The organism is Streptomyces cinereospinus (genome assembly GCF_042430725.1).
GTDB lineage: Bacteria > Actinomycetota > Actinomycetes > Streptomycetales > Streptomycetaceae > Streptomyces > Streptomyces cinereospinus.
Genome location: NZ_JBHMCY010000034.1, coordinates 64,123 through 75,652, shown reverse-complemented (window position 1 = coordinate 75,652; position 11,530 = coordinate 64,123). Strand labels below are relative to the sequence as shown.

The following is an 11,530-nucleotide window of genomic DNA, read 5'->3' as shown; positions in this document are numbered from 1 at the left end:
GGGGGACGGGGCCGCCCGGTACGTGCTGGCGGTGGTGCGGCCGTGATCGTACGAGCGCTGGACGAGGCGCACGTGGCCGACGCCGCGGCGGAGTTGGCCGCGCTGCTGGTCGACGCGGTCGACAGCGGCGCGTTGGTGGGCTTCCTCGCGCCGCTCGGCCGTGCCGAGGCCCTGGCGTGGTGGCGGGGGCGGGCCGCCGGGGTGGCCGCCGGCGCGCTGGCGGTCTGGGCGGCGTACGACGACACCGGGGTGGCCGGCACCGTGAGCCTGGCCTTCCCGGACAAGCCCAACAGCCGGCACCGGGCGGAGCTGGTGAAGCTGATGGTGCACCGCCGGGCGCGCGGCCGGGGCCTGGGGCGGCGGCTGCTGGACACCGCCGAGCGGGCGGCCGTCGCGGCCGGGGTCACCCTCCTGCACCTGGACACCGAGACCGACAGCCCCGCCGAGCAGCTCTACCGGACGGCCGGCTGGACCCGGCTCGGCGCGATCCCCGGCTACGCGGCGAGCCCGGCCGGGGTGCTGCGGCCGACCACCGTCTACTACAAGCAGGTCGGGGCGGCCGCGGTCGCCGGGTGACTGTCAGTGCCAGGCGCTACCTTGCGTCTCATGCCGGATGCCGACGACGTACGCCGAATCGCCCTGTCCCTGCCGGACACGACGGAGAAGACCGCCTGGAACATGCCCACCTTCCGGGTCGCGGACAAGATGTTCGCCACGCTGCCCGAGGACGAGACCTCCATCGCCGTGCGCTGCCCCAAGGAGGAGCGCGAGGAACTGGTCCTGGCAGAGCCGGAGAAGTTCTGGGTGGCCGATCACGAGGCGCAGTTCGCCTGGGTGCGGGCGCGGCTGGCCGCCCTGGAGGACGAGCACGAGCTGCGCGACATCCTCGCCGACTCCTGGCGGCAGGCCGCGCCGCCCCGACTGCTGGAGGCCTATCCGGAGTTGGGACGGCCGGCCGGGGCCTGAGCAATCCCGCCGGGGTCACCGACACGGGGTGGCATGATCCCCGGGGCGAGGCCGGGTTGTCGGTGCAAGCGGGCCCCGCCGCCGCGGCCCTCGGCGCGGACCGGGTCCTGCTCGTCTCCGGCTCGATGAGCTCCGTCGTCGTGACCGCCCTGCTCGCGGTGCCCGCGATACGCGGCCTGGTGCGCGTCGACGCCCCCCCCCGCGCACTCCGCCGGCCGACCGGTAAACGGATGCGCGACCACCGGCCCGAGTGCGGTATTGTTTCCCTGCGCGTTCACCCGGGGGAATCCCCAGGTCAGACCGCACCGGGACGTGGCGCAGCTTGGTAGCGCACTTGACTGGGGGTCAAGGGGTCGCAGGTTCAAATCCTGTCGTCCCGACCAGCTTCATCGCAGGTCGCAGGCCGTCTTCTCAGAAATGGGAAGGCGGCCTTTCCGTTGGGTGCCGGCCTGTGCCGTGCGCCGGTCACGGCCGCGTACCGGGGAACGGCCATGGACCGGGAACGGCCATGTGCGGGAACGGTCATGTGCGGGAACGGCCGAGGCCGTCCGACCGGCCCCTGCGGGCACCGGTCGGACGGCCTCGGGTCGATGTCAGACCAGGTCGAACCGGTCGGCGTTCATGACCTTGTCCCAGGCGGCGACGAAGTCCTGGACGAACTTCTCCTCGGCGTCGTCGCTCGCGTAGACCTCCGCGACGGCGCGCAGCTCGGAGTTCGAGCCGAAGACCAGGTCGGCGCGGGTGCCGGTCCACTTGACCTCGCCGGTGGCGGCGTCGCGGGCCTCGAAGGCGGTCTGGTCCTCGGAGGTCGACCGCCACGTCGTGCCCAGGTCGAGCAGGTTGACGAAGAAGTCGTTCGTCAGCGTGCCCGGGTTCTCGGTGAGGACACCGTGCTTGGACTGGGCGTGGTTGGCGCCCAGCACGCGCAGGCCGCCGACGAGCACCGTCATCTCGGGGGCGCTGAGCGACAGCAGGTTGGCCCGGTCGAGCAGCAGGTACTCCGCGGGCAGGCGGTTGCCCTTGCCGAGGTAGTTGCGGAAGCCGTCCGCGGTCGGCTCCAGCGCGGCGAACGACTCGGCGTCGGTGTGCTCCTCCGTCGCGTCGACACGGCCCGGGGTGAAGGGCACCTCGATGTCGTGACCGGCGTCCTTGGCGGCCTTCTCCACGCCGGCGCAGCCGCCGAGCACGATCAGGTCGGCCAGGGAGACCTTCTTGGCGGAGCCCGCGTTGAACTCCTGCTGGACGTTCTCCAGGGTGCGCAGGACCGTGGCGAGCCGCTCGGGGTCGTTGACCTCCCAGCCGCGCTGCGGCTCCAGGCGGACACGGGCGCCGTTGGCGCCGCCGCGCTTGTCGCTGGCGCGGAACGTCGAGGCCGACGCCCAGGCGGTGCTCACCAGCTGCGAGACGGTCAGGCCCGAGCCGAGGAGCCTGGCCTTCAGGGCCGCGATCTCCTCGGCGCCGATGACCTCGCCCTCGGCCTCCGGCAGCGGGTCCTGCCACAGCAGGGTCTCCTCCGGGACCTCCGGGCCGAGGTACAGCGACTTCGGGCCCATGTCACGGTGGGTCAGCTTGTACCAGGCGCGGGCGAAGGCGTCCGCGAACTCCTGCGGGTTCTCGTAGAAGCGGCGGGAGATCGGCTCGTAGACCGGGTCGAAGCGCAGCGACAGGTCGGTGGTGAGCATCGTCGGGCGGTGCTTCTTCGACGGGTCGTGCGCGTCCGGGATGATCTCCTCGGCATCCTTGGCGACCCACTGCTTGGCGCCGGCCGGGGACTCGGTGAGCTCGTACTCGAACTCGAACAGGTTCTTGAAGAAGCCGTTGCTCCACTGCGTGGGCGTGCTGGTCCAGGTCACCTCCAGGCCGGAGGTGATGGTGTCGCCGCCCTTGCCGGTGCCGAAGGTGCTCTTCCAGCCCAGGCCCTGCTCCTCCAGGGAGGCGGCCTCGGGGTCGTTGCCGACGTGGTCCGCCGGGCCGGCGCCGTGCGTCTTGCCGAAGGTGTGGCCACCGGCGATGAGGGCGACGGTCTCCTCGTCGTTCATCGCCATCCGGCGGAACGTCTCACGGATGTCGCGGGCCGCGGCCAGCGGGTCCGGGTTGCCGTTGGGGCCCTCCGGGTTGACGTAGATCAGGCCCATCTGGACGGCGCCGAGGGGGCTCTCCAGCTCGCGGTCGCCGCTGTAGCGCCGGTCGTCGAGCCAGGTGGTCTCGGGACCCCAGTAGACGTCCTCCTCCGGCTCCCAGACGTCCTCACGGCCACCGGCGAAGCCGAAGGTCTCGAAGCCCATCGTCTCCAGGGCGACGTTGCCGGCGAGGATCATCAGGTCGGCCCAGGACAGGCTCTGGCCGTACTTCTTCTTCACCGGCCACAGCAGACGGCGGGCCTTGTCCAGGTTGGCGTTGTCCGGCCAGCTGTTCAGCGGCGCGAAGCGCTGCTGGCCGGCGCCGGCGCCACCGCGGCCGTCGCTGATGCGGTAGGTGCCCGCGCTGTGCCACGCCATCCGGATGATCAGCGGACCGTAGTGGCCGAAGTCGGCGGGCCACCAGTCCTGCGAGGTCGTCAGCACCTCGGCGATGTCCTGTTTCACGGCCGCGAGGTCGAGCGCCTGGAACGCCTCGGCGTAGTCGAACTTCTCACCCAGCGGGTTGGCCACGGGCGGGTTCTTGGCGAGGATCTTCAGGTTGAGGCGCTCCGGCCACCACTGGCGGTTGCCACCGCCCTGCGTGGGGTGCAGGGCGCGGTCGTGCGCGACCGGGCAGCCGCCCGTGCCCTCCGCCTTGGGGTCGGTGACGATTGCATCAGGGTTCTCAGCCATGGAAATCCTTCTTTAGGACGTGCATCTGGGTGCTCTGCGTCAGGGTGCTCAGGAACTGCGGGTGGAGCAGGCGGGGCACAGGCCCCAGTAGATGACCTCGGCCTCGTCGATCGCGAAGCCGTGGTCGTCGGACGCGGTCAGGCAGGGCGCCTCGCCGGTCGCGCAGTCGACGTCGGTGACCGTGCCGCAGGACCGGCACACGAGGTGGTGGTGGTTGTCCCCGACGCGTCCCTCGTACCGGGCGGCGCTGCCGGCCGGCTCGATCCGGCGGACGAGTCCCGCCGAGGTCAGCGCGTGCAGGGCCTCGTACACCGCTTGCAGGGAGATGTGGCCCACGCGGTCGCGCACCCCGGACGCGATCGCCTCGACGCCCAGGTGGTCGCCGCCCCGGACGGTCTCCAGCAGTGCGACACGTGCGGCCGTCACCCGCAGGCCGGCATGGCGCAGCTCGTCGGCGGTGGTCGGGTGGTGGGACGCGGTCATGGCGCTGAACCTATCGCGCTAAACACGAACGATTCAAGAAAACGAAGGGTTAAATTCTGAGACGGGGGTACGGCGCCCCGTCCGCGCGGGGTGGTGGCGGGCGGCGGAAGGGGCAAGCATGGTGACCGGGGCGTCGGCGCGGCCACGGAGAGGGTGACGGCCATGGCGGATCTGCCCGAGGTGGTGTCCCGCGAGGAGTGGCTGGCGGCCCGCAGGGAGCTGCTGGCCGAGGAGAAGGAGCTGACCTGGGCGCGCGACCGGGTCAACGCGCGGCGGCGACGGCTGCCGATGGTCCGCGTCGACAAGCCCTACACCTTCGAGGGCCCGGACGGGACGGTCGGGCTGCTCGACCTGTTCGAAGGGCGTCCGCAACTGGTCGTGCACCACTTCATGTGGGTCTACGACATCGACGCCGACGGCACCGAGCGCCCCCGCGACCACGGCTGTCCCAGCTGCTCCTCCGCCGCCGACCAGATCCCCGCCCGGCTGCGCCAGCTGCACGTCCGCCGCACGTCCCTGGCCGCGGTCTCCAGGGCGCCGTACCCCTTGATCGCCGCGTACCGCGCGCGGATGGGCTGGACGTTCCCCTGGTACTCGGCCGCGGGCAGCGACTTCCCCTACGACTTCCACACCACGCTCGACGAGCGGGTCGCCCCCGTGCTGCTCGACTACCGCACCGCGGACGAGCTCGCCGCCGCCGGCCGGCCGTGGGACGCGAGCCGGCGCGGCGACTACCCGGCCGTCAGCGCGTTCCTGCGGGCCGGCGACGAGGTCTTCCACACCTACTCCGCGTTCGGCCGGGGCATCGAGGAGTTCCACAACGGCGACAACTACCTCGACCTCACCGCCCTGGGCCGCCAGGAGGCCTGGGGGGAGCCCAGGGGCCGGGCCGAGCCCCTCGGCCTGCACGCCGGCGGGCCCGCGCTGCGGCTCCCCGACGAGTACGGCCCCACGGCCGGTGTCACCGCGCCGCCAGGGACACCTCCGTCGCCTTGACCAGGGCGACCACGGGGGAGCCGGGCGCCAGTCGCAGGTCCTCGACCGCGTCCCGGGTGATCACGGACGTCAGCTCGCCGCCCTCCACCGCGACCCGGACGGACGCCATCGCGCCGCCCGTGCCGACCGCCAGCACCGTGCCGCTCAGCCGGTTGCGGACGGACAGTCCTTGCACCGGGCCGGTGGCGAGGGCGACCTCCGTGGCCTTCACGAGCGCGAGCACGGCGGACCCCTCGGCCAGGCCCAGCTCCCGGACCGCGTCCACGGTGATCGCCGCGGTGATGTCCTGCCCGCCGTCGAGGCGGACCGTGACGGCCGCCATGACCTCGCCGGGGGTGACGGTGGTGACGGTGCCGGGCAGCTGGTTGCGGATGCTCAGAGTCATGAGGAGACACCTCGAAAGGGGTGAAAGGGTGAAAGGGTGAGGAAGGGGGCTCGCTGTGCGCCCACCGTAACCGGGTCGGCCCGTGGTCGTGATCCACGCCGGCGGCGTGCCGGTTCCGGCACATGCGTGTGGCGCGAATCACATGTCTCGGATTGAGGGGCCCGCACCCCCGAATTCCGTACCCACCGTTGACGGCCGGGCACCAGGTGCGAGGATGAGGGGCGTCATGACTGTCGGGTGGGGGTCCCGCACGATGCGGGCCGCGGTGTTCGCGGCCGTCTGCGTGCTGCTCGCCGCCCTGGGACACGTGCTGATGTCCGGCCGTCACGTGCCCTGGTGGGCGCTGGCCGGCGCGGCCGCCGCGACCGGCGTCGCGGGCTGGGGGCTGGCCGGCCGCGAACGCGGACTGCCCGTGATCGTGACCGTCGTGGTCACCGCCCAGACGGCCCTGCACTCCTTCTTCTCCGCCGCCCGGCCGGCGGCCGCCGGCCGGAACGCGGCCCCCAGCGGCTCCGGTGCCGTGGAGCACGCCATGGCGGCGACGCACTCGGGCGCCGCGCACGGGGCGGGGCCGCACAGCGGCGCGGCGCACCCGCACTCCCCGGACGCCGTCGACGCGGTCCACGCCGCGGGCGTGGGCCACGTCATGGACGGCTCGACCTCGTTCGGCATGGCCGCCGCCCACCTGCTGGCCGCGCTGCTGTGCGGCCTGTGGCTCGCGCACGGCGAGCGGGCCGCGTTCCGCATCCTGCGCGCCGTGGCCGGATGGCTGGCGGCGCCGCTGCGGCTGCCGCTCGTGATGGCCGCCCCGCCGCCCCGCCCGCGCCCCCGTCCGCGGCGCCGCCGGTCGGCGCGGGCACCGCGACGTCTTCTCCTCGTCCACGCGATCACCTCTCGGGGCCCGCCCCTGGGGACCGCTGTCTGACGACAGCCGGTGACCCGGGGCAGCGCACACGCGCCCCGGGCCGCGGTCGTACGCGCGCGGTCGTCCGGGACCGCCCAGGACGCCGTACGGCCGGACTCCCCATGCCCGCGGATCACGGACCGCCCGCGCGCCCGCGCGCCGCCGGCCGGGATCGGCACGGAACCCGAGAAGGACACCAGGTGATCACTCCTGCCCCGCCCGCCCCGCGCGGGAGATCCGAGGACCCCGAGACCACCGAAGGCCCCGCGGCCCATGCCGCCGACGAGTCGGCGACCACCTGGGCGCTGGCCGCCCGCGGCGGTGATCCGGCCGCCGTCGACCGCTTCGTGCGCGCCCTGCACCGGGACGTCCTGCGCTACGTCGCCCATCTGTGCGGCGACCCGCAGGCCGTCGACGACCTGGCGCAGGACACCTTCCTGCGGGCGCTCGGCAGTCTGCACCGGTTCGAGGGGCGCTGCTCCGCCCGGGCCTGGCTGCTGTCGATCGCGCGCCGCGCGGTGATCGACAGCTACCGGCACGCCGCCGCCCGGCCGCGCCGGAGCGACGTCCCCGACTGGCTGCCGGCCGTAGAGCGCGCCCAGCCGCGCGGCCTGCCCGGCTTCGACGACGGCATCGCCCTGCTCGACCTGCTGGCCGCGCTGCCCGAGGAGCGCCGGCAGGCCTTCGTGCTCACCCAGCTGCTCGGGCTGCCGTACGCGGAGGCGGCCGCACTGAGCGGCTGCCCGGTCGGCACCGTCCGCTCCCGGGTGAACCGGGCCCGCGCCACGCTCGCCGACCTGCTCGCGGCGGCGGACGGGCCGCCCGCGCTGGCCGCCTGAGAACCCCGGGCACACGGAGGAGGCCGGCTGTCACCGGCCCCCTCCGTCCGCCCGGGGCGCCGCCCGCCCCGGGCGACGAGGGGCCGGGCGCGGTGGATCAGAACGCCAGCCCCACGTGCGCCAGCGCCTGCTTCAGCAGCACCCCGTGGCCGCCCGGCATCTCGCTCTGCAACGCGGGCGAGGCCGCCTCGTGCGGGTCGAACCACTCCAGGTCGAGCGCGTCCTGCCGGGGCCGGCAGTCGCCGGTGACCGGGACGACGTAGGCCAGTGACACCGCGTGCTGGCGCGGGTCGTGGTACGGCGTGATGCCCTGGGTCGGGAAGTACTCGGCGACCGTGAAGGGCTGGAGCGAGGACGGGATCCGGGGGAGCGCCACCGGGCCGAGGTCCTTCTCCAGGTGCCGCAGCAGGGCGTCCCGGACCCGCTCGTGGTGCAGGACCCGGCCGGAGACCAGGGTGCGACTGACCGTGCCGTCCGGTCCGATGCGCAGCAGCAGGCCGATGCTGGTGACTTCACCGCTGTCGTCGACGCGCACCGGCACCGCCTCGACGTACAGGATCGGCATGCGGGCGCGCGCCATCTCCAGCTCGTCGGGGGTCAGCCAGCCGGGCGTGGTCTCGGTCATGTCAGACATTGGGTGATCATACTTTCAGGTGTCGCCGGAAAACCGGTAGACCCGGCGGGCATTGTCCCGTCCCGCCCGGCGATCCCCGCGTGCCGGACACCGGCGCCCCGGTGTCCCGGTGTGCCGCCACCGCGCCGTCCTGCGGTACCCCGACGGGAGCCCGGAGGACGGGGCGTCAGGCGGAACACGACACCAGGCCCGGTTCGAGCGGGTCCAGGCCGTCGGGGAACGACGCGATCCCGGCGCCGCCGCGGGCGGTGGCCGGCGGGGTGGCGTTCTCGCTCCACAACTCCATGGCCGGGATCCGGCCCTCGCCGCCCAGCTCGGCGTCGTGCGCGGGGTGTGTCATGCCAGGTGGCTGCCCGAGGGGACGGCGGCCACGGCCCGGCGCACGATGTCCCGGGCCTCGTCGGTGTCCGGCACGGCCGGGTCGTCGTCGACGTGGACGATCCGCGCGTCCGGCGCGACGCGCTGCGCCGCCTCGTGCGTGCTGTCCGCCGCCGGCAGCCCGGTGCCGAGGTCCGGGGACTGCCGCACCCCGCGCTCCCCGGCCAGGAACGCCACCGTCCGGCCCAGGAACGCGTGGTCCGCCCGGGCGATGTCCCGGAACAGCGGGAACACCGCGGCGACGTGGTCACCGACCCGGTGGCCGACCTCGTAGTCGTCCTTGCCGCCGATCCAGTGGTTCCGGACCCGTGCGGTGTGCGCCACACCGGTGTTCCGGCGTGCCGTTCCGTCCGCCGGGAGGGGAGCGTCGCCCACGTCCCGTTCCCTCCTCGCCCGTACCGCAGTCCCGCCATTGTGCCGTGCCCAAGATCGGCGCGGGGCGGGAACCGGGGGACCGGGGCCTCGCCCGTACGGATGAGGGTCCCGGTAGGGTTGACGGTCGCATCCGGAACGACGAGCGGCGCGGCCGAGCGCCCCAGGAACAGGACATGCCCTACTCCCACACGTCCCCGCCCGCCACCGACGACTCCCGCGACCCCGCGGCGCACGGCACCCCCGACATCCGGCTCGTCGTCACCGACATGGACGGCACCCTGCTGGACGACGACAAGCGCGTCCCGGCCGGGCTGTGGGAGGTGCTGGGGCAGCTGCGCGAGCGCGGGGTGCTGTTCAGCCCGGCGAGCGGCCGCCAGTACGCCACGCTGGCGCGCGAGTTCGCCCCGGCGGCCGAGGGCATGGTGTTCATCGCGGAGAACGGCACGTACGTCGTCCGGAACGGTGTCGAACTGAGCTCCGACCCGCTGGCCCCGGCCGTCGTCGCGGACGTCGTCGAGGCGGTACGGCGGCTCGCGGCCGACGGCGCCGACGTGGGGGCGGTGGTCTGCGGCAAGCGGTCCGCGTACGTCGAGCGCGCCGACGAGCCCTTCCTGGCCGAGGTGCGCAAGTACTACGTCGAGCACCGCGCGGTCGACGACGTCACCGCGGTCCAGGACGACATCCTCAAGGTCGCCGTGTACGACTTCGGGCCCGCCGAGCGCGGCACCGCCCCGGCCCTCGCCCGGTTCCGCGCCACCCACCAGGTCGTCGTCTCCGGCGAGCACTGGGTCGACCTCATGAACCGCACCGCCGACAAGGGCGCCGCCGTCCGGCGCCTCCAGCGCGAGCTCGGCATCACGCCGGCGCAGACCATGGTGTTCGGCGACTACCTCAACGACCTGGAGATGCTGGACACCGCCGAGTGGTCCTTCGCCATGGCGAACGCCCACCCGGAGATCATCCGCCGCGCCCGCCACCTGGCCCCGGCCAACACCGACAACGGCGTGCTCCGCGTGATCACGCGGGTGCTGGGCCTGCCGGCCGTGCGGCACTGACGGATCCGGCCCGGCCGGATCTGCCCCTGCCCGGGCGGTGCGGGCGCGCGCCGGGCGTCAGTCGTCGCCGTCGTCCCCGTCGTCGCCTTCGTCCCCGCCCTGCCGCCGCCGCTCCGGCTTCTCCTCCTGGGCCTTCTCACCGTCCTGGGCCTTCTCCCCGGTGTACGCCGCGACGGGGGTGGGCGACGTCCGGGCGGCCGGGGTGGCGGACCCGGCCGGGGAGGCGGACGCGGCCGGGCCGGAGGGCGGCGGGGTGGCCGTGCCGGTGACCGCGGGAGTGGCGCCGGGGGAGTTCTCGGAGCCCTCGGCGGCCATGTCGTCGGGCGCGAACCACAGCATGCCGGCGACCATGGCGGCCAGGAACAGCGTCACCGCGGCGGCGGTCCCGGCCACACCCGGCCGCACGAGCGCGCTCCGCGCCCCGGTCCGGGGACGGCGCCGGGCCGCGGCCCTCGGGCCGGACGGCAGCATGTACGTCGTCGCCGGGCCGGTCCCGTCGGTCCGGGCCGGCTGCGACGCGGCCGGCGCGGCGGGCGCCGGGGCGGTGGCCGGCAGCGGCTCGGGGCGGCCCTGCCAGGCCCCGGCCGTGAACCACTCGGAGACCTGCGCGGCGGCGGGCCGGTGCTCGGGCTGCTTGGCCAGCAGGCCCAGCAGGTAGTTCTCGAAGGCGGGCGGCAGCTCGGCGCCGAGCTGCCGGGGCGGCACCGGGGTGGCGTCCAGATGCTGGTGGAGGATGGCGATCGGGGTGTCGGCCTGGAACGGGGGGTGGCCGGTGAGGAGCTGGTACAGCACGCAGCCCAGCGAGTAGACGTCACTGGCCGGGCCCGCGGGCCGGCCGAGCGCGCGCTCCGGGGCGAGGTAGAGGCTGGTGCCGACGATCTGGCCGGTGGCGGTGAGCGCGGCGGCCGGGTCGTCCAGGAAGCGGGCGATGCCGAAGTCGCCGATCTTCAGCGTGCCGTCGGCGTCCAGCAGCAGGTTGGCCGGTTTGATGTCGCGGTGCACGATGCCCTGCTGGTGGGCGGCGGCCAGCCCGGCGGCCGCCTGGGCGGCGATCCGCGCCACGCGCTCGGCGGGCTGCGGGCCCGTGTCGGCGAGCACCCGGGCCAGGCTGTCGCCGTCCACCAGCTCCATCACCAGGAAGAGCCGGTCCTCGTACGAGCCGAAGTCCAGTACGCCGACCACGTACGGGTGATGCAGCCGCCCGGCGGTCTGCGCCTCCAGCCGGAAACGTGACGCGGCCGTCGGGTCGGAGTCCTGGGGCAGCAGCAGCTTGACGGCGACCGGTCTGCCGAGCGTCTGGTCGTACGCCCGCCAGACCTCTCCCATCGCGCCGCGCCCGATCGGATCCTGCAGCTGGTACCGGCCCGCTATGAGCACCTGTGATTCATCCTCATGCTGTGTGTCGTCTCGGCGCCGCAGGCCGTAACTCACCGCCGTTGCGGGGGAGGTGGGGGGATTGCCGCAGCTGCCACAGCGTACCGGCCGTGAGGCGGTGCTCATGATCACCCGTGCGGACGGCCCGGTGGCGCGGGCCGGTGGCGCCCGGTGGCGCGGGGCGGGGGGAGGCCCGAGCGGGCCGCGCCGGGCCGGTGTTCGTGTAGCGTTCAACCGATGTTCTGACTCTGTAACAGTGGATCTTCTTCTTGTTCGGCCGGCCGTAACCGGTCTTACGCTCCGGTCGTCATCAAGATCCCGTCCGGAC

11 protein-coding genes, 1 tRNA gene and 1 pseudogene are annotated in these 11,530 nt (G+C 74.1%); 7 read left to right on the top strand and 6 right to left on the bottom strand.

Annotated features, from left to right (window positions below):
• The first annotated feature begins 42 nt into the window (after window positions 1-42).
• The 3 genes from ACFF45_RS19205 (at window position 43) to ACFF45_RS19195 (ending at window position 1,349) form a co-directional block, all read left to right on the top strand.
• Window positions 43-576 carry a GNAT family N-acetyltransferase gene (locus ACFF45_RS19205; RefSeq protein ID WP_381347550.1) on the top strand — a complete coding sequence of 178 codons (534 nt, stop codon included), beginning with the start codon at window positions 43-45 and terminating at the stop codon, window positions 574-576.
• A gap of 30 nt (window positions 577-606) precedes the next feature.
• Window positions 607-966, top strand: coding sequence for an MmcQ/YjbR family DNA-binding protein (locus ACFF45_RS19200; RefSeq protein WP_381347548.1), 360 nt, complete (start codon window positions 607-609; stop codon window positions 964-966).
• Between the two features lie 306 nt (window positions 967-1,272).
• A tRNA-Pro gene (locus ACFF45_RS19195) sits at window positions 1,273-1,349 on the top strand.
• A 210-nt stretch (window positions 1,350-1,559) separates the two neighbouring features.
• Here the strand turns inward: ACFF45_RS19195 and katG are convergent.
• Window positions 1,560-3,779 (bottom strand): catalase/peroxidase HPI, encoded by a 2,220-nt coding sequence (gene katG, locus ACFF45_RS19190; RefSeq protein ID WP_381347546.1) that lies wholly within the window; start codon window positions 3,777-3,779, stop codon window positions 1,560-1,562.
• 48 nt (window positions 3,780-3,827) lie between these two features.
• Window positions 3,828-4,262: a Fur family transcriptional regulator gene (locus ACFF45_RS19185; protein ID WP_381347544.1), complete on the bottom strand. Its 435-nt coding sequence runs from the start codon at window positions 4,260-4,262 to the stop codon at window positions 3,828-3,830.
• 162 nt (window positions 4,263-4,424) lie between these two features.
• Between ACFF45_RS19185 and ACFF45_RS19180 the strand changes: the two genes are divergently transcribed.
• Window positions 4,425-5,258, top strand: coding sequence for a DUF899 domain-containing protein (locus tag ACFF45_RS19180; RefSeq protein ID WP_381347542.1), 834 nt, complete (start codon window positions 4,425-4,427; stop codon window positions 5,256-5,258).
• Here the strand turns inward: ACFF45_RS19180 and ACFF45_RS19175 are convergent.
• On the bottom strand, window positions 5,224-5,643 hold the full coding sequence (locus ACFF45_RS19175; RefSeq protein WP_381347541.1) for a TOBE domain-containing protein: 420 nt from the start codon (window positions 5,641-5,643) through the stop codon (window positions 5,224-5,226). The genes ACFF45_RS19180 and ACFF45_RS19175 overlap by 35 nt on opposite strands.
• Before the next feature lie 226 nt (window positions 5,644-5,869).
• Here ACFF45_RS19175 and ACFF45_RS19170 point away from each other — a divergent pair, with 226 nt between their 5' ends.
• Both ACFF45_RS19170 and ACFF45_RS19165 read left to right on the top strand, forming a co-directional pair.
• Window positions 5,870-6,568, top strand: a complete 699-nt coding sequence (locus ACFF45_RS19170) for a hypothetical protein (protein ID WP_381347539.1) — start codon at window positions 5,870-5,872, stop codon at window positions 6,566-6,568.
• 179 nt (window positions 6,569-6,747) lie between these two features.
• A complete protein-coding gene (locus tag ACFF45_RS19165) occupies window positions 6,748-7,386 on the top strand; it encodes a sigma-70 family RNA polymerase sigma factor (protein WP_381347537.1) in 639 nt (212 codons plus the stop codon).
• A gap of 97 nt (window positions 7,387-7,483) precedes the next feature.
• Here ACFF45_RS19165 and ACFF45_RS19160 read toward each other — a convergent pair whose 3' ends face one another.
• Together ACFF45_RS19160 and ACFF45_RS19155 are read right to left on the bottom strand one after the other, a co-directional pair.
• Window positions 7,484-8,020: an NUDIX hydrolase family protein gene (locus tag ACFF45_RS19160; RefSeq protein ID WP_381347535.1), complete on the bottom strand. Its 537-nt coding sequence runs from the start codon at window positions 8,018-8,020 to the stop codon at window positions 7,484-7,486.
• 172 nt (window positions 8,021-8,192) lie between these two features.
• Window positions 8,193-8,773: pseudogene (locus ACFF45_RS19155) on the bottom strand (SAM-dependent methyltransferase); the annotation flags it as partial.
• A 173-nt stretch (window positions 8,774-8,946) separates the two neighbouring features.
• On the opposite strand from ACFF45_RS19155, the gene ACFF45_RS19150 reads away from it, so the two are divergent.
• Window positions 8,947-9,828, top strand: coding sequence for a Cof-type HAD-IIB family hydrolase (locus tag ACFF45_RS19150; RefSeq protein ID WP_381347533.1), 882 nt, complete (start codon window positions 8,947-8,949; stop codon window positions 9,826-9,828).
• A gap of 57 nt (window positions 9,829-9,885) precedes the next feature.
• Here ACFF45_RS19150 and ACFF45_RS19145 read toward each other — a convergent pair whose 3' ends face one another.
• A complete protein-coding gene (locus tag ACFF45_RS19145; RefSeq protein ID WP_381347531.1) occupies window positions 9,886-11,205 on the bottom strand; it encodes a serine/threonine-protein kinase in 1,320 nt (439 codons plus the stop codon).
• Between the last annotated feature and the right edge of the window lie 325 nt (window positions 11,206-11,530).